Source organism: Prauserella alba (assembly GCF_024171735.1).
Lineage (GTDB): Bacteria > Actinomycetota > Actinomycetes > Mycobacteriales > Pseudonocardiaceae > Prauserella > Prauserella alba.
On the sequence record NZ_JAMTCH010000004.1, the window covers coordinates 774,400 to 788,669 of the forward strand.

General features: G+C 68.1%; 13 protein-coding genes. 8 read left to right on the plus strand and 5 right to left on the minus strand.

Annotated features, from left to right (window positions below; all coding sequences use genetic code 11):
- Nucleotides 1-17: 17 nt before the first annotated feature.
- A complete protein-coding gene (locus LY12_RS12450; RefSeq protein WP_253856163.1) occupies nucleotides 18-713 on the plus strand; it encodes a fasciclin domain-containing protein in 696 nt (231 codons plus the stop codon).
- 137 nt (nucleotides 714-850) lie between these two features.
- On the opposite strand, the gene LY12_RS12455 is transcribed toward LY12_RS12450, so the two are convergent.
- Nucleotides 851-1,354: a MarR family winged helix-turn-helix transcriptional regulator gene (locus LY12_RS12455; RefSeq protein WP_253856164.1), complete on the minus strand. Its 504-nt coding sequence runs from the start codon at nucleotides 1,352-1,354 to the stop codon at nucleotides 851-853.
- An 87-nt stretch (nucleotides 1,355-1,441) separates the two neighbouring features.
- Between LY12_RS12455 and LY12_RS12460 the strand changes: the two genes are divergently transcribed.
- Nucleotides 1,442-3,517 (plus strand): MMPL family transporter, encoded by a 2,076-nt coding sequence (locus tag LY12_RS12460; RefSeq protein ID WP_253856165.1) that lies wholly within the window; start codon nucleotides 1,442-1,444, stop codon nucleotides 3,515-3,517.
- Between the two features lie 67 nt (nucleotides 3,518-3,584).
- Here LY12_RS12460 and LY12_RS12465 read toward each other — a convergent pair whose 3' ends face one another.
- Nucleotides 3,585-5,033, minus strand: a complete 1,449-nt coding sequence (locus tag LY12_RS12465) for an MFS transporter (RefSeq protein ID WP_253856166.1) — start codon at nucleotides 5,031-5,033, stop codon at nucleotides 3,585-3,587.
- A gap of 20 nt (nucleotides 5,034-5,053) precedes the next feature.
- Nucleotides 5,054-5,623, minus strand: coding sequence for an NADPH-dependent FMN reductase (locus LY12_RS12470; RefSeq protein WP_253856167.1), 570 nt, complete (start codon nucleotides 5,621-5,623; stop codon nucleotides 5,054-5,056).
- Nucleotides 5,624-5,727: 104 nt separating this feature from the next.
- Here LY12_RS12470 and LY12_RS12475 point away from each other — a divergent pair, with 104 nt between their 5' ends.
- Nucleotides 5,728-6,363, plus strand: a complete 636-nt coding sequence (locus LY12_RS12475) for a TetR/AcrR family transcriptional regulator (protein ID WP_253856168.1) — start codon at nucleotides 5,728-5,730, stop codon at nucleotides 6,361-6,363.
- A gap of 120 nt (nucleotides 6,364-6,483) precedes the next feature.
- Here the strand turns inward: LY12_RS12475 and LY12_RS12480 are convergent, their stop codons facing one another.
- Nucleotides 6,484-6,876, minus strand: a complete 393-nt coding sequence (locus LY12_RS12480) for a VOC family protein (protein ID WP_253856170.1) — start codon at nucleotides 6,874-6,876, stop codon at nucleotides 6,484-6,486.
- 144 nt (nucleotides 6,877-7,020) lie between these two features.
- Nucleotides 7,021-9,906 (minus strand): glycosyl hydrolase, encoded by a 2,886-nt coding sequence (locus tag LY12_RS12485; RefSeq protein ID WP_253856172.1) that lies wholly within the window; start codon nucleotides 9,904-9,906, stop codon nucleotides 7,021-7,023.
- 265 nt (nucleotides 9,907-10,171) lie between these two features.
- Here LY12_RS12485 and LY12_RS12490 point away from each other — a divergent pair, with 265 nt between their 5' ends.
- The 5 genes from LY12_RS12490 to LY12_RS12510 are packed head-to-tail and all read left to right on the plus strand — an operon-like array spanning nucleotide 10,172 to nucleotide 14,241.
- Complete coding sequence (locus tag LY12_RS12490; protein WP_253856174.1) at nucleotides 10,172-11,131, plus strand: Lrp/AsnC family transcriptional regulator; 960 nt, start codon at nucleotides 10,172-10,174, stop codon at nucleotides 11,129-11,131.
- On the plus strand, nucleotides 11,128-11,949 hold the full coding sequence (locus LY12_RS12495; RefSeq protein ID WP_253856176.1) for an aspartate/glutamate racemase family protein: 822 nt from the start codon (nucleotides 11,128-11,130) through the stop codon (nucleotides 11,947-11,949). The genes LY12_RS12490 and LY12_RS12495 overlap by 4 nt, the downstream gene beginning before the upstream one ends.
- Nucleotides 11,946-12,626, plus strand: coding sequence for a hypothetical protein (locus LY12_RS12500; RefSeq protein WP_253856178.1), 681 nt, complete (start codon nucleotides 11,946-11,948; stop codon nucleotides 12,624-12,626). Before LY12_RS12495 ends, LY12_RS12500 begins: the two co-directional genes overlap by 4 nt.
- Nucleotides 12,623-12,772, plus strand: a complete 150-nt coding sequence (locus LY12_RS12505; RefSeq protein ID WP_253856179.1) for a hypothetical protein — start codon at nucleotides 12,623-12,625, stop codon at nucleotides 12,770-12,772. Before LY12_RS12500 ends, LY12_RS12505 begins: the two co-directional genes overlap by 4 nt.
- Nucleotides 12,772-14,241, plus strand: a complete 1,470-nt coding sequence (locus LY12_RS12510) for a sodium/proline symporter (protein ID WP_253856181.1) — start codon at nucleotides 12,772-12,774, stop codon at nucleotides 14,239-14,241. The genes LY12_RS12505 and LY12_RS12510 overlap by 1 nt, the downstream gene beginning before the upstream one ends.
- Nucleotides 14,242-14,270: the final 29 nt, after the last annotated feature.

Below are 14,270 nucleotides of genomic sequence, written 5' to 3' on the forward strand. Positions count from 1 at the left end.
CGAGGAGTTGATTCCGGATGAGGACCATTCGTCGGCATGCCGCGGTAACGGGTGCGGTCGCCGCACTCGCACTCGGGCTGAGCGCATGCGGTGGCGGCGACACCGCTGCCGAGGGTAACCAGGGCGATCAGGGCGGTGGTCAGGACCAGGCATCGTCGTCGGCTCCGCCGAGCTCGTCGGGTAACGGAGGCATGAACGACGGCATGACCACTGCCGACGACGTCTTCGGACCCGGCTGTTCACAGGTGCCCACGGACCCGAACAACGAGGGTTCCGTACAGGGCATGGTCGACGACCCGGTCGGTACCGCGGCCAGCAACAACCCGCTGCTGAAGAAGCTCACCGCCGCGGTGAAATCCGCCGGACTGGTCGACACGCTGAACAAGCAGGACGCAAACTACACCGTGTTCGCGCCCGCTGACCCCGCGTTCGACGAGATCCCGGCCGATCAGCTCGACGCGCTGCTCAACGACCCGGAGATGAAGGAAGATCTGACCAAGACACTGACTTTCCACGTCGTGCCGGAGCGCATGGACGCGGCGGGCCTCGTCGACGCAGGATCGGTGGAGACCGTCCAGGGTGGCGAAGTGGAGATCGGCGGCAGCGCCGACGCTCCGACGGTCAACGGGGCGAAGGTGCTGTGCGGCAACGTGCCGACGGCCAACGCGACCGTCTTCGTCATCGACAAGGTCCTGCAGCCCGGCAAACAGTGACCGAGCAGACACAGTGATCAGGCGGAAGCAGTGACCGGGCGGACCGCATCACGGGGCGGCGGGTATGAATTACCCGCCGCCCTCGGCCGTCGTGTCCGCGCCGGCGAGCAGGCCGCCGGGTGTCTGCCTGCCCGCGATCACTCGTCGTCCTCCAGCAATCGCGTTCGGACGGTCGTGGTCGCCCGAATGCTGACCGTGAGGAATCGGACGATGGTGTCGCGCTCCGCGGCATCGAACGACGACCACACCGTCCCCAGCTCTGCTCCGAGCGGCCGGAACAGTTCTTCACCGAGCCGCAGTGTCGCCTCCGGAAGCCGGAGTTCCGTTCGCCGTCCGTCGCTGGCGCTCCGGCAACGTTCGACGTGCCCGGCGTTCGCCAAGCGGTCGAGTACCGCCGTGGTGGCCGAAGGGCTCAGCTGCAGCGCCTGGGCCAGTTCCCCCGGCGAGATCGCATCGTCGCGGTGCATCGCATCCATGATCACGACAAGCGCGTTGAGGTCGGTTCGATACAAGCCGTGCGCCTCACCGAACATCTCCGCGAACCGGTCGGTCTCCACGTTCAGTTGCCGCAACAGGCGAATCAGCACGGCGTCCGAATCGTCGGGGTTCGGTCGGCCAAGTGCGACTTCCTCCCCTGCCATGCACTACCACCTCCTTGCTGCCGGTACCGCTCCTCGCATGTAGTTTGACAATCGAAATACTTTGGGCGAGGTGACCGGAGCGTGAGGATGAACCCTACTGGCACGGCACGTCGACGTGGTGTCCTGCGGTGGCTGCTTCCGGCTCTGCTGATCGTCGGCTGGCTCGTCGTGGGCGGCGTGGGCGGGCCGTTCGCGGGCAAGCTCAGCGAGGTCGCCGAGAACGACAACTCCGCTTTCCTGCCCGAGACGGCCGAGTCGACCAATGTGGCCGAACTCGAGCGCATGTTCACCGACGACGAGTTCGTGCCCGCCATCGTCGTCGCCGAACGAACCGCCGATGTGACGGCGGCCGACCGACGGTTCCTCGCGGAGAAGTCGGCGCAGCTGGCCGAGGTCCCCGGTGTGCCGGGTGAACTGCCGCCGCCCATGCCCTCGGACGACGGCCGGGCGCTGCAACTCGTGGTACCGATCGCCGCCGGCACCGCTCCCGACACGGCCGTCGAGGAGATCCGCGAGACCTTGGCCTCCGACCGACCCGGCGGCCTGACGGTGCTCGTCACGGGGCCCGCGGCCTTCGGTGCCGACCTGGGCGAGGCGTTCGGCGGCATCGACGGGCTCCTGCTACTCGTCGCAGGCTCGGTCGTCGCGGTCATCCTGGTCCTCGTCTACCGCAGCCCGCTCCTTCCGGTCCTGGTGCTGCTGTCGGGCGTGTTCGCGCTCGGACTGGCGAGTCTGGTCGTCTACCTGCTCACCGACCAGGGGGTCATCGACCTCAACGGGCAGAGCCAGGGCATTCTGTTCATCCTGGTGTTCGGCGCTGCGACCGACTACGCACTACTGCTGGTGTCGCGCTACCGGGAGCAGTTGCGGGACTCCGACGACAGACTCTCGGCCATGGCTGCCGCGTGGAAGGCGACCATCGAGCCGATCGCGGCATCGGCGGGCACCGTGATCCTCGGTGTGCTCTGTCTGCTCTTCAGTGATCTCCGTTCCAACCAGGGCCTCGGTCCGGTGGCCGCGATCGGCATCGGCTCCGCGCTGGTCGCGGCGACGACGTTCCTCCCGGCCGTGCTCGCCGTGTTCGGCCGAGCCGCGTTCTGGCCGTACCGGCCGAAGCTTGGCTCACCACATCCCGAGGAGAGCGGCGTCTGGCGGCGGATCGCGACCCGCGTCGGCTCGTCACCGAGGCTGATCTGGGTGGGCACCACCGTGGTGCTGCTCGTGGGCGCGGCGTTCCTCCCACAGCTGCGCGCTTCCGGCACCGCCGAGTCCGACATCTTCCTCAGCGAGGTGGACTCGGTCGCCGGTCAGGAGGTCCTGAGCGAACACTTCGTCGCCGGTTCCGGGAGTCCCGCGACGATCATCACCGACGCGGGCCGAGTCGACGACGTAGCGGCCGCGGCGCAGGTCGACGGCGTTGCCGAGGTGTCGGTCACGACCGGCCCGAACGGTGAGCCCCGGACCGAGAACGGATTGGCCCGCATCGAGGCGGTCCTCTCCGATCCGGCCGACTCGGAATCGGCCGTCGCCACCGTGGAACGGCTGCGCGACGCCGTGCACGCGGTGCCGGCCGCCGACGCGAAGGTCGGCGGCCGCACCGCGACCCTGCTCGACACGCAGGACATCTCGGAGCGAGATCGCAATCTGATCGTTCCCATCGTGCTCGTGGTGATCTTCGCGGTGCTCGCGCTACTGCTGCGCTCATTGCTGGCGCCGCTGCTGTTGATCGCGACGGTCGTGCTGTCGTTCGCCGCGACCATGGGCGTTTCCGCTCTCGTGTTCAACCACGTGCTGGACTTCCCCGGCGCCGATCCCGTCGTGCCGCTGTTCGGGTTCGTCTTCCTCGTCGCGCTCGGTATCGACTACAACATCTTCCTCATGACCAGGGTTCGCGAGGAGACGATCCGGCAGGGAACCCGGGCCGGCGTGCTGCGCGGCCTGACGGTCACCGGTGGCGTCATCACCTCGGCGGGGGTCGTCCTCGCCGCGACGTTCGCGGCACTGGCCGTGCTGCCGATCCTGTTCCTCGCGCAGATCGCGTTCATCGTCGCGTTCGGGGTGCTGCTCGACACGTTGATCGTGCGGTCCCTCCTCGTGCCGGCTCTGGCCATCGACATCGGCAGGCACATCTGGTGGCCGTCGCGACTACGGGAACGCGGCTGAGACGAACACTCACTCCGCGTGTCCTGCACTCAGCATGGCGTGTCTTGCATTCGGGACGCCCGCCGGGCTACGTCAGGACGGCCTCCGCCGGTGCGTCCCCCGAGGCCCGGCGGGCGGGGGCGAGCAGCGTGCCGACCGTCACCGCACCGAGTGCGGTCAGGGCCGCGACTGCCCAGAGGATGGTGTGCCAGGCGTCGGTCAGGTACGCGGCCTGCTCTCCGTTCGTGAGCGCCCCCGTGGCGACCGCGCCGGCACGGCCGCCGACCGCCGTGCCGCTCAGCAGTGTGATGAGCAACGAGCCGAACAGCGCCATCACCAACGTCTGCGTTCCACCTCTGACGGTGTTGACGAGCCCGGCGGCCATGCCGGTGCGGGACTGCTCGACCTGGTTCATCGCCTGGGCGTCGATGAGACCGGTGGCCAGGCCGATCCCGACGCCGATCGTCAACAGCGGGCCCAGCAGCTCCCAGCCGGTGATCTCGGGATGCAGCCGGGTGAGCCAGGCGTTGCCCGCCGAGATCAGCAACAGGCCCGTCGTGATCAGCAGCCGTGGCGGGACGCCCCGGTTGACCATGCGGCCGGTGAGCACGGGCAGCAGCAGTGTCGGGACGGTCGACATCATCGTCATCAACCCCGAGTCCCGCGCCGACATCCCGACAGCGCCCTGGAGGTAGGTCGGCAGGTACGAGAGCATCCCGCCGAAGCCCACCACCATCACCACACCGGCGAGCAGCCAGCCGACGAAGCGGCGGTTGCGCAACAGCGACAGGTCCAGCACCGGATTCGCGTTGTGCCGCTGGCCGAGGACGAACGCCGTGAGCAGTGCAGCGCCACTCGCTAGCAGCCCGAGCACCAGCGGGCTCGTCCACCCGGCTCGGGAACTCTGCGTGATGGCGAACATGACCGCGGCGATGCCGGCGATGAAGGTCACCGCACCCACCCAGTCCACGCGGGTGCGCCGCTCGGCGCGGTACTCGGCCATCGCGAGCGTGCCCACCAGCAGCATTGCGCCCGCCGCCGCGAACGTGCCGAAGGTGGCGCGCCAGCCGAGTGTGCCGACCAGCCAGCCGGCCAGCGTCGGGCCGATTGCCATGCCGACACCCGCGACGGTTCCCATCGCCGCGAAGGCCTTGGTGCGCTCGTTGCCGGTGAACGTCGAGGCCAGGATCGCGCCGCCACCCGCCATCACGCCGGCGGCGCCGACACCGGTGACCGTGCGGGCCACGTCGAGCAGCACGATGTTCGGGGTGAGGGCGGCCACCAGGTTGCCGAGCCCGTAGATCACCGCTCCGATGCGGTAGATCCGTCGCTTGCCGAACACGTCGGCGGTCGACCCGGCGACGAGCATGAACGACGACGCGGTCAGGAAGTAGCCCGTCACCACCCACTGCAGGAGGCTTCCCGACGCGTCGAGTGATGTGCCGATGCCGGGCAACGCCACCGTCGCCCCGGACATCGACATCGGCAGCGTGAGGTAGCCGAGCAGCACGACCGCCAGGGTCAGCTTGTTCTTCACCGGTCCGGACCTCCGCTCCGTCACGCCGCGTACGGCTCGACGGCACGCGCGTTGCGCAGCGCACGCGCCCACCAGGTCAGCTGGCCGAGCATGCCCTTCGCTGCGGCGTTGCAGCCCTCGTCGAGCGGAGCACCGGACTCGTCGAAGTGATTCCACGCGTTGTGGAAGCTGACGGAGTCACGCACGGTCGTCGCGTGCAGCTCGGCGAAGACCAGGCGCAGCTGCTCGACGGCACGCAGGCCGCCGCCCATGCCGCCGTAGGAGACGAAGCCGACCGGTTTGGCCTGCCACTGGGTGCGGTACAGGTCGATCAGGTTCTTCAGCGGCGCGGGGAAGCTGTGGTTGTACTCGGGCGTGACGACGACGTAGGCGTCGGCGGCAGCCAGGCGTTCGCCGAGTGCGGTCACGTGCGGGTCGGGTGCCGCGCCGAAGTCGATGACCGTCGGCAGCGGGATGGCGGCCACGTCGATGACGTCGACGTCGATTCCCTCGAAGCCGGCGGCCTGTTCGGCGAACCAGTCGGCCACGGTCGGACCGAAGCGGCCCTCGCGGTTGCTTCCGACGATGACGGCGATGCGCAGTGCGGACATGGACACTCCTGGATGTCGAGGTGCGGGAAGCTGACAACTGGTAAAGTACAACATGTATTGCACTAAGTGCAATAGACGTTGTACTTATTCGATGGGAGTGTGCTTTGAGCAGGGAGAACGATTCGCAGCGGGGAGCCGCGAAGCGGCAGGCCATCCTCGACGGGGCCCGCCAGGTGTTCGGACGTGACGGTTACAGCCGCGCCAGCATCGGCGCCATCGCGAGCGAGGCCGAAGTGTCGACCCGCACCATCTACAACCACTTCACCGACAAGAAGGAGTTGTTCCGCGCGGTCATCCTGGAAAGCGCGGAGCAGGTCCGGGAGGTGCAACTGGCCGATCTCGACCGGCACCTGGGCAAGATCGTCGACCTGGAATCCGATCTGACCGCACTCGGCCACGCCTTCACGACCGTGATGCCGCGGTTCGGAGCGCACTTCGCTCTGGTGCGGCAGATTCAGGCCGAGATCGGGCACGTCCCGGACGACGTGCTGCGGTCGTGGCAGGAGACGGGGCCGGGGCCCGTGCAGGGAGACCTCGCGCGCAGGCTGGCCGAATTGGGCGCACGCGGTCTGCTGGAGATCGGCGACGCCAACCGCGCGGCACTGCACTTCGTCGCGCTGGTCGGGAGTGAGATACAGGGCCGGACCTACTACGGCGCCCTGCCCATCGACGAAGCCGAACGCGACGCGATCGTCGCGGCCGGAGTGAAGGTGTTCCTGCGTGCCTACCGGCCCCGGTAGGCACGCAGGAACGTCGGACACGAGCACCGCGCGCCGCGCATGCGCGGCCACCGCGCGCGGCCGTGGGCCGACGCGGTCACGCCGTCGATCCGGGCCCCGGACTGCCGGGTCCCGCCGTCGTCAGAGCGGGTCGATGCGCGCCTTGAGCAGGCAGAACGTGTTGCCCTCCGGGTCGGCGAGCACGTTCCACGGCTCCCCGCCGGTCTGGCCGATGTCGGCCTGCCGCGCGCCGAGCTGCCGGAGCCGTTCGAGTTCGTCCTCCGGGGCGCGGTCGGTGGGGTTGAGGTCGATGTGCAAATTGGACTTCGCCTCGGCAGGTTCGCCGGTGCGGAGGATGATCGTCGGTTGCGGCCCGCCGAACCCTTCACGCGGGCCGATCTCGATGGCGTAACCGTCGACACCCTCGGGATACTCGCGCCCGAGTTCGACGAAGTCGAGGACCTCGCACCAGAACCGCGCCAGCACCTCGGGGTCGCGGCAATCGAGTACGAGTTCACCCATACGACACGCCATGAACGAAACCTGCTTTCATCGTGGGATCAGCGGACGGCCGCCGCGACGGACCCCGGGCCCGGCGGCAACGATGGAGGACCGTACCCCGGCGAGGCGGCCCGTGCGAGGCGTTTTCCGGAGCGCGGCCCGGTGTCCGTGACGACCTCACTCCTCGACCTCGACCAGCCGCACCGGGCCGAGCAACCCGGACGGCTGCACGTCCCACTCCGCAGGCGGCGTGGTCCGCCAGCTCATGAAGTAGTTGTCGGGCAACGTCCCGCCCCGCGCCAGCGCCCGGACGCGGTTCGCCGCGAGGTTCGTCACCTCGATCTCCAACACGTTGTGGCCGGGCCGGAGCGCATCGTCCACCGGAATCCGGAAGGGAATCGCCCACACGGCACCCAGTCCCTCACCGTTCACCGTCACCCTGGCCGTCTCCCGCACGGCGCCGAGGTCCAGCACCCACGCACGTTTCGCGTCCTCGGGCGCCAGCGTGAACGTCAGCGAGTACCGTGCAGTCCCCGAGAACGCCGCTTCCGGTGTGCCCAGCTCGGTCCAGGACACGAGCGTGTCCAGACTTCGCCCGGGCGGAAGGTGCGGACCACCGTCCAGGAATTCCAGCGTCCAGCGGCCGCGGACGTCGTGGCGCCTGCCGGTGGGCGTCGATGTCCGGTGACCGGGCGCGCTGATGTGCTCCCGTTCGAACGCGCGCAGGACGATGCTCTCTCCCGGGTCGAGCGCCAGCCGCACCTGGCTTCCCCGGCCCGCACGCCGGTGCCGGGCACGGCCGCGCTCGTCCCGCAACGGATCGAGCGCCGCGACCGACGCGGCCGCTGTTCCCAAGGCATGCCAGCCGTCGACCGGTTGGCCGGTCAGGTTGGCCACGAAATAGTCCGCGCCGTCGTCGTGGAAACGGCGCAACACGTTCAGTCCCGCATCGGCGAGCGGCTCGCGCACCGCCCCGGCACCGGTCAGCGCGTCGTTCACACCATCGTCGCGATCGACGATCACGACGTGACCGGCGCCGACCCGATGTGTCCGGCCCGTGACGCCGTTCTCCGCGGTCAGCTTTCCGGTCAGGTCTCGCAACCTACGCCGCCGGGCGTCGAGCCGTCCCAGGCCGGGGACGTCACCGGGCAGCCCACCCACGAAGATCACCGTGGCTCCGGCTGCGGCGAGCTCGTGGAGCTTGACGAGTGTGCGCACCGGCATCAGCTCCGCGCCGGGGACGACGACGGCCGCGTAGTCCGACCGTCCATTGGAGACAACGCCGTTGCGCTCGTGGAACTCAGCGAGCTGCCGGTCGGACACCCAGTCGAACTGCCAGCCCCTGCGCTCCAGACCGCCGGCGACCTTGTCTGCACCGCTCGGATGCGGATACATCCAGCCTTCGCCGTCCCAGTGGTAGTCCGGGGTCAGCTCGCCGTCCTGTTCCCGCATGCCGCCACCGTCGGGCGTGGCCCACACGTCGTGCTGCGGCCAATACACGAGCACGTCGTTGCCGTGCCGGCCGTGCTGCAGGATCGACTGACACCGCGTGATGTATCCGGTCAGCTCGGAAACATACCGCCACCAGGGATTCTCCGGTCGCAGCTGGGTGGCCGCGTAGAAGTTGACGCCCGGCCACACGGCGTCCTGCGGCGAGTAGGTCGTGCCGTGGAACACCACGTGGTTGATCCCGGCGGCGAACAGGACGTCCACCGCAGGTTTCAGCTGCGACAACGCCACGTGGTAGTGCTCGTCTCGCCAGGTGGCCGTCTCCGCCCCGACGAGTTTTCCGCCGGCAAGGTGGGCGGCCGAGGACGCCATCCGCCATACCAGCGGCACCGGGTCCTGGGGACCGGCGCCGTGCCGCAGCCCGGGAATCGGGATGTTCTCACCGCCGGTGTACTCGGTCTCCGGAATGTCGGCCGCGCCGTAGACGTCGAGCAGGTTCGCGGGCGATCCGTGTGCCTGGTTCCGGGTGAGCCAGCCGCGTTCCCCGCTGTACTCGGTGAACGGCTGCGCGAAACATTCGAGGAACAGATCGGAGAAGGTCTCGCGGACGTCCGACAGCAGCCGAGTCCGCATCTCGGAGGCCGCGTGCTCGCCGAAGAGCTCCGGCAGGTGCGGCGTGAGGTCGTATCCGCGTAGCCGGGTGAAGTCACGGAAGATCGTCGGCGTCCAGTCGATTCCGCCCAGTTCGAACGAGTCGTGGAACAGCGCGCGAATCCCCCGCCGCCCGCCGACGGCGTCGCCGAAGTGGTCGAGGTGATGCCGGATCGCGCTCTCATCGAAGTAGTCCGCCATCAGGCCCTTGCCACCGGGGCCTGCTCGTTCGACCCGCTTGAGGACCCAGCCGTTGAACACACCGGTGAGCCGCCAACGGCCGGGCGGGGCGGTCCAGTCCAGCTTCCGGTGTGCGTTCACCCGCGTGGTGAGGTCCACGGTGTCGCCGGTGTCCACCTCGCGGGCCACCAGCGCGGCCAGTTCGGGTTCGGGGATCGTCGGCATCGGTGGGCGCAGGTCCGGCCGCGACAACCGCTCCTCGTCCACCAGGTCCGGATGGGGCGGATGAATCGTTTTCACCCGGTCTTCGAGACGCTGCCCTCCCTGCAGTTCCCAATGTTCGACCAGGGCACGGCCGGCACTCTGGCGCACGTCCAGCCACGGGCCACCGAAAGTCCAACCGGACCCCGACGTCAGGTCGACACCCAGGTCACGCTCCCCCGCCGACCGGAGCGCAGTGTCGAGCGCGGTGAACCATTCGCGGCTCAGGTACCACCGGATCCGATCCTCGTCGCGCTGGGATTCGTAAATGGGCTGGATCTCGACCCCGCCGAACCCATTGTCCGCGAGTTGGTCGAGTTCCTCTCGAAGACCGTCCTCCGTGACCGCACTGCCCAGCCACCACCAGCGGGTCCACGGCCGCGTTTCCCGATCGAACGAGGGCCACCGGATCGGGTTCGGCACGGGGCCCGGTCTCGTCGCCCGCGCCGGCAGCGTCATACCGCCGACCACCGCGAGCCCTGCCAATGCTCCGCCGTACATGAACCGCCTGCGATCGAGCATTCCACCCGCCTCATTGTTGAAACGTTTCAAAGAAGCTAGACGTTCGCGAATCGAGCAGTCAACCACCGCGCCACCGGCCGATCGAGGCATATCTGCCGCAGCGATCGACACGGGCGTACCACCACACGTCGCCCCAGATTCACGGCTGTCAGCCGATATCATGCATTTATATGTACATATCGGCCTCCATCTCGTAGTCTCGTGGTAACTAAGCCTGAATCACCCATGTGACGACGTTGGAAGTACGCCCGCGGAGGAATGCACCTTGCCGGAGCTCAGCGACCTCGACCGCCGTATCGTCGCGGCGCTGCAACTGGATGGCCGCAGCTCGTGGTCCGACATCGCGAAACTGGCGGGCACCACAGAGAGCACAGCGTCGCGCCGTGGCAGCCGGTTGCTCGACGACGGCACCGTGCACGTCGTCGGCGTCACGGATCCGCTCGTGTGCGGCCTTGGGCAACCCGTGCTGGTGCAGCTCGACTGCGCCCCCGACTCGGTGCGGAGCGTCGTCGACACGCTCGCCGAACGCACCGACACGCGGTTCCTCACCATCACGACCGGCGACTGGGACGTCGTGACCGAACTGATCGTGCCGTCCCAGCACCAGCTGGTCACGACGCTGACGGACGAGCTCGGAGCACTACCCGGGGTCCACCGCTCCTCGTCAGCGCTGATCACCAAGAACTTCACGATGCGCCACGACTGGAGTCGCGCTCTGCTCGGCGACGTCGATTACCCACCGGAGCCGTGCACCACAGACACCCCGACCGAAGTGGAGCTCGACGACGTCGACCGTCGCCTCCTCGCGGTGCTCGCAGAGGACGGCAGACGCCCGTATCGCGACATCGCGAAGACGCTCACACTCGGCGAGACCGGCGTACGCAGGCGCGTGGAACGGCTCGTGGCCACGCACGCCCTCGTGTTCAGCACGCTCGTCTCGCCAACGACGCTCGGTTTCCGCACCGAATTGTTGCTCTGGCTCCGCGTGGCCGCCGACTCTCTCGACGAGGTCGCCCGACTCGTGGCGGCCCGGCCCGAGGTGCGGTATGTGTCCGCAACCGCAGGCTCGGCAGATCTCGTATGCGAGGTCATCCTCCCTCAGCCTGCCGAGATCTACACCTTCACCACGCGCGTACTGGGCGCACTGCCTGGCATTCGCTCCATCGATGTGGCGCTCGAACTGGAGAACCACAAGCGCGCCTACCGGCCGTTCACGCTCGAATGAGCCGGTCCAAACCACTCGACCTGTCCGGAGGTCCGATGCAGCTGACCTATCTGCTCCCGGCACCGATGCATGTGACACCGCTCGGCGAAGCCGAGATGCGGCGCCGCGCCGGCCTGCTCAAGCAGTGGGCAGGCGATGACACTCGCATCACCGTCACCGCCGTGGACCGGGGTCCGGCCTCGGTCGAGTCCGCGTACGAGGAATACCTGGCCGTTCCGGCGATGGGCACCGCACTGCGACGAGCGGAACAGGGCGGGGCCGATGCTGTCGTACTGGGCTGTTTCGGCGATCCCGGACTCGACGGACTACGTGAGATCGCCGACTCGCCGGTGGTCGGGCCCGCCGCCGCGGCAATGTCGTTGGCTTGCACGCTGGGCCACCGGTTCTCGATCGTCACAGTCGCCGACGGTGTCCGCCCACTCCTGCGCCGGATCGCGTGGGAGACGGGCGTCCTCGACGCGCTCCACGAAGTTCGCTCCGTTGAGTTGTCGGTCCTCGCCATCAACTCCGACCACGATGCGGCCTACGAGGCGTTGCGAGCGGAATGCGCGAACGCTCTCGCCACCGGCGAGGCCGACACCCTGGTACTCGGCTGTATGAGTATGGGCTTCCTCGGCGCGGCCGAGCGGCTCACGGCGGAGCTCGGCGTGCCCGTGATCAACCCGATCCGCGCCGCGGTGCACCACGCGCAAACGCTGCACCGCATGGGGCTTTCCCACAGCAGACACGCCTACCCCCTCCCACCCGCGCTCGCCGACGACGTCGTCGACACCGGTCTGCTGCGCGAAGCGGAACACTCCATGGAGGTCACCGCATGACGAGAAGAATCGTCATACCCATCGTGTTGGCGACCGGCGCGATGCTTGGCATCGCTTCACCGGCGGCCGCACAGGAGGAACCCGCGCCGACCACCCTTACGCGTGCGGACGTCTCGGTCACGATGAACGCCGGCGCCACCGATGTCCTGCGCGCGACCTACAGGCTCGTCGAACCGACCGCTGAGACGACACCGATCGAGCTGCTCGTACTCCCCCGCGACAACGCCGAAGTCACGGAACTCACCGCAGTGAGCGGGTTGACCGATCTCGGTCCCATGAACGGGATCCGTGCCGAGGCCACGCTGCCCGCGGGAACCTCGGAGTACACAGTGGAACAGCACGTACGGCGCGTGGACGGTACACACGGCCTACCACTGGCAATCCCTGACATCGCGACCGCCCGCACCGCGAGCGTGAACATCGAGATCACGCTGCCACCGGGAATGCGACTGACCGGCGATTCCATGCCGTCGTACCACGTCGAAACCTCCGATGACGATCGGACCGTGCTGCACCACCGCGGCCATTCGCTCCCGTCCGTGCTGGTCGCTGAGTACGGGAACACCTCACGGACCTCGATCGGGTTCTGGTCGTCGACGGTCGGCCTCGTGCTCGTCACCGTCGTCATCATCGCCTGGGCGTACCACAGCTTCCGAAAGGAGCGTGTTCGCAGATGAGCCCCCTCGCATCCGCAACCCTAGTCACCCCGTTCGGCGTGCCGTTCGACACGGCCGTCGTCGCCGGCATCGTACTCACGATCCTCAGCGTTGCGCTCGCCGGCCGGAGATCCCGGAGAACAGCCGATGACGGCGGTGAGCAGTGATGGATTTCCGCACCGCTTTTCTCGTGCTGCTGGCCGGCTTTCTCCTCGTGCTCGTGTTCGAAGGCTGGCGGTCGTATCGCGCCAGCAGTGGTGAGGAGGACTACTTCGTCGCGGGCCGCAAGGTCGGCGCGTGGGCCGGTGGCGCCAGTATCGCCGCCACCCAGATGAGCGCCGGCACCTTCGTCGGCACCGTCGGAATCCATTACCTCACCGGCGCGTCCTTCATGTGGGGCTGGGCTGGTATCTGGGTCGCATTCCTGATCGCTGCGTACATCATCGCGCCACGGCTGCGGCGGTACGCGCACGAACGCAACGCCCTCACGTTCCCGGACTTCATCGCCGATCGGTTCGGCGGCAAGATACCGCGCGCGGTGATCTCCGTGCTGCTCGTCCTCTCATACCTCGTGTTCATGTCGGCGCAGTATCAGGCAGGCGGCGTCATCCTCGAGACCGCGTTCGGCATCCCCTTCTATTGGGGTGCGGTGATCCTGATGATTCTCGTCGTCGCATACACGGTGATCGGCGGCATGACCGCGGTGATCCGCACCGACTTCCTGCAGCAGATCATGATGGCCATCGGCATCGTCGTCGGCCTGCCATTGCTCATCAGCCACGCCGGCGGGTTCTCGGCGCTCACGGAATCCCTGCCCGCGATCGCCCCTGACTTCATCGGCTGGAGCTTCGGCTGGAGGGAGATCGGCGGCTTCTGGCTGGGATTCGGGTTGGCCGCACTGTGCGCCCCGTACCTGCTGCTGCGGTTCTACGCGATGCCCGACGACCGCACATGCCGTCGAGCATCCGGGGTCGCACTGTTCTTCGTGTTGCTCACCGGGATCTGCATCGGCGTCGCAGGCATGGTCATGCGGGTGCTGTACCCCAACCTTTCGATCGCCGATGCGGCGTCAACGGTGCTGTCGTCCGAGGTGCTCCCCCCATTCGTCGGGGCGCTGCTGCTGACGGCCGTCGTCATGGCCGTGCTGAGCACGGTGGATTCGGTGCTGCTCGTGGCGGGACCCGCGATCTCCCACGACATCTACACGGCCCTGATCCGGCCGGGCACCTCCGAACGGGAGCGGACTCGCATCAACAGGTGGGCGACGCTCGTGATCGGTGCCCTCCCGGTGCTACTCACGCTTCAGGAACTCGACATCGTTCAGTTCGTCGTTCTCAGCTACGCCGCTCTGCTCGGCAGCACCGTCACAGCCCCGATCCTGCTGGGCCTGTACTGGCGACGGGCCACCCGTGCCGGTGCCGTCTGCGCGATGATCGCGGGCTTCGGGGCGTGCCTGACCTGGTACGTGCTCGGCAGTCCCGTCGTCGAACCGATCGTTCCCGGCGTGGCCGCCGGCTTCGCCGGCATGATCGCCGGCTCGCTCGCAAGCAAGCCGATGCGCCCTGACGACCTCGCGCTCTTCTTCGACCACCCCACCCGGCACACCGAGGACCACGACGCCGTCACCACCAGCTGAACGGTCTACCTCTGGAAAGGAGAACATCC

Bases quoted from the DNA above. Each gene is read 5' to 3' on its own strand.
- LY12_RS12450 (WP_253856163.1), top strand. From the start codon at position 18: ATGAGGACCATTCGTCGGCATGCCGCGGTAACGGGTGCGGTCGCCGCA.
- LY12_RS12460 (WP_253856165.1), top strand. From the start codon at position 1,442: ATGAACCCTACTGGCACGGCACGTCGACGTGGTGTCCTGCGGTGGCTG.
- LY12_RS12480 (WP_253856170.1), bottom strand. From the start codon at position 6,876: ATGGCGTGTCGTATGGGTGAACTCGTACTCGATTGCCGCGACCCCGAG.
- LY12_RS12495 (WP_253856176.1), top strand. From the start codon at position 11,128: ATGAGCCGGTCCAAACCACTCGACCTGTCCGGAGGTCCGATGCAGCTG.
- LY12_RS12500 (WP_253856178.1), top strand. From the start codon at position 11,946: ATGACGAGAAGAATCGTCATACCCATCGTGTTGGCGACCGGCGCGATG.
- LY12_RS12510 (WP_253856181.1), top strand. From the start codon at position 12,772: ATGGATTTCCGCACCGCTTTTCTCGTGCTGCTGGCCGGCTTTCTCCTC.
- LY12_RS12485 (WP_253856172.1), bottom strand. From the start codon at position 9,906: ATGCTCGATCGCAGGCGGTTCATGTACGGCGGAGCATTGGCAGGGCTC.
- LY12_RS12470 (WP_253856167.1), bottom strand. From the start codon at position 5,623: ATGTCCGCACTGCGCATCGCCGTCATCGTCGGAAGCAACCGCGAGGGC.
- LY12_RS12505 (WP_253856179.1), top strand. From the start codon at position 12,623: ATGAGCCCCCTCGCATCCGCAACCCTAGTCACCCCGTTCGGCGTGCCG.
- LY12_RS12455 (WP_253856164.1), bottom strand. From the start codon at position 1,354: ATGGCAGGGGAGGAAGTCGCACTTGGCCGACCGAACCCCGACGATTCG.